Consider the following 1,621-nt stretch of genomic DNA (forward strand, 5'->3'; position numbering starts at 1 on the left):
GTCGAAATGCTTACTCAGGCAGACGCGCCGCTCGGCATCCCAGTTTTCGTGAAACCCCGCCGAGTAACCGACATCGTAACTATTCAGGTGGCTGCGGATGGCATGTCGCCAACCACCTGATTTTTTTGGCATAGTGTGCCTGATCCTTCGGCACGTCTATGCGGTGACATGACCATCAGCGATATCAACGTCGACGAGGCCCTGGAACGGGTCCGGCAGCAGCTCAAGGAAGACCACACGGTCTCGCCTTCCTTGCGTGCTGCCATCGACGTGCTGATGCTGCTGGTCAAGCTGATGGCCGACCGACTGGCCACCAGCAGCCGCAACAGCAGCAAGCCGCCGTCACAAGACCCCAACCGCCAACGCCGTTCCCGGGCCAAGGGCGAGCGTCGCCCTGGCGGGCAACCGGGTCACGAAGGCAAGACGCTGGCGCCGGTCACCGATCCCGACGAGATCGTGTCGTTGCGCGTCGATCGCCGCACCTTGCCCAAAGGGCGCACCTATCGCTCGGTCGGCATCGAAACGCGCCAGGTGCAAGACATCGTGATCCAGGCCGTCGTCACCGAGTATCGCGCCGAGGTGCTGGAGGACGATCTCGGGCGGCGCCATGTGGCGCCGTTTCCCGACGGCGTGACCCGCCCGATCCAGTATGGCCCACGTCTCAAGGCGCATGTCGTCTATCTCTCGCAGTATCAGTTGCTGCCCTATGCCCGCATCCAGGCGCTGCTGGCCTCACAGTGCGATCTATCGCTGAGCACCGGCACGCTGTTCGCCTTCAATCAAGAGGCCTATCAGCGCGCCGAGGCGTTTGCCGAGTGGGCGATCCCGGCGCTGAGGCAAGCCGCGACCGTGCATGCCGACGAGACCGGGATGCAGGTCGGCGGCAAGCGCTACTGGCTGCACAGCGCCTCGAATGACGCCCTGACCTACTTGGCGCCTCACGCCAAGCGAGGTCAGGAGGCCATGGATGCCATCGGCATCCTGCCCTATGTCCAGGGGGTGCTGGTGCATGATCACTGGAAGCCTTACTACCGCTACGCGGATTGCCGCCACGCACTTTGCAACGCCCATCACCTGCGTGAATTGACTGCGGCCTGGGAAAATGACCACCAAAAGTGGGCCAAGGCGCTGCATGATCTGCTGCTGGAGATGCATCAGGCCGTTGACGCTGCCGGTGGCACGCTCTCGCCCGAAGAGGCGCAACGCTGGCGAGTCCGCTATCGGCAGTGCCTGACAGAGGGTGAGACCGAGTGTCCGCCACCGATCCCACCACCACCGGGAAAGCGCGGTCGTGCCAAACGTACCAAGGCACGTAACCTGCTCGAACGTCTCCAGGCGTACGAGGACGACGTGCTGCGTTTCCTCGACGACCCCGCCGCGCCCTTCACCAATAACCAAGGGGAGCGTGACCTGCGGATGACCAAGGTCCAGCAGAAGATTTCAGGCTGTTTCCGCTCCTGGGAAGGTGCCGAGATCTTCTGCCGGATGCGCAGCTTCCTCTCGACGGCGGTCAAGCAGGGCCTGGCAGCGCACACCGCACTAGAACAGTTGTTTGCCGGTGAAGTGCCCGAATTCATGCGTCGGGACGGCCTGGATCAGGCAGCGTGACCTGAATAGTTAC

Annotated in this window: 1 protein-coding gene; it reads left to right on the top strand. The window is 63.0% G+C overall.

The window, feature by feature from the left end; all coding sequences use genetic code 11:
* Window positions 1–168: 168 nt before the first annotated feature.
* Entirely contained in the window at window positions 169–1,608 is a 1,440-nt protein-coding gene (gene tnpC, locus DOM57_RS21170) for an IS66 family transposase (protein WP_023004967.1), read from the top strand.
* Window positions 1,609–1,621 lie beyond the last annotated feature (13 nt).

The sequence above is a fragment of the Salinicola peritrichatus genome (assembly GCF_003206715.1).
GTDB classification, from domain to species: Bacteria; Pseudomonadota; Gammaproteobacteria; order Pseudomonadales; family Halomonadaceae; genus Salinicola; species Salinicola peritrichatus.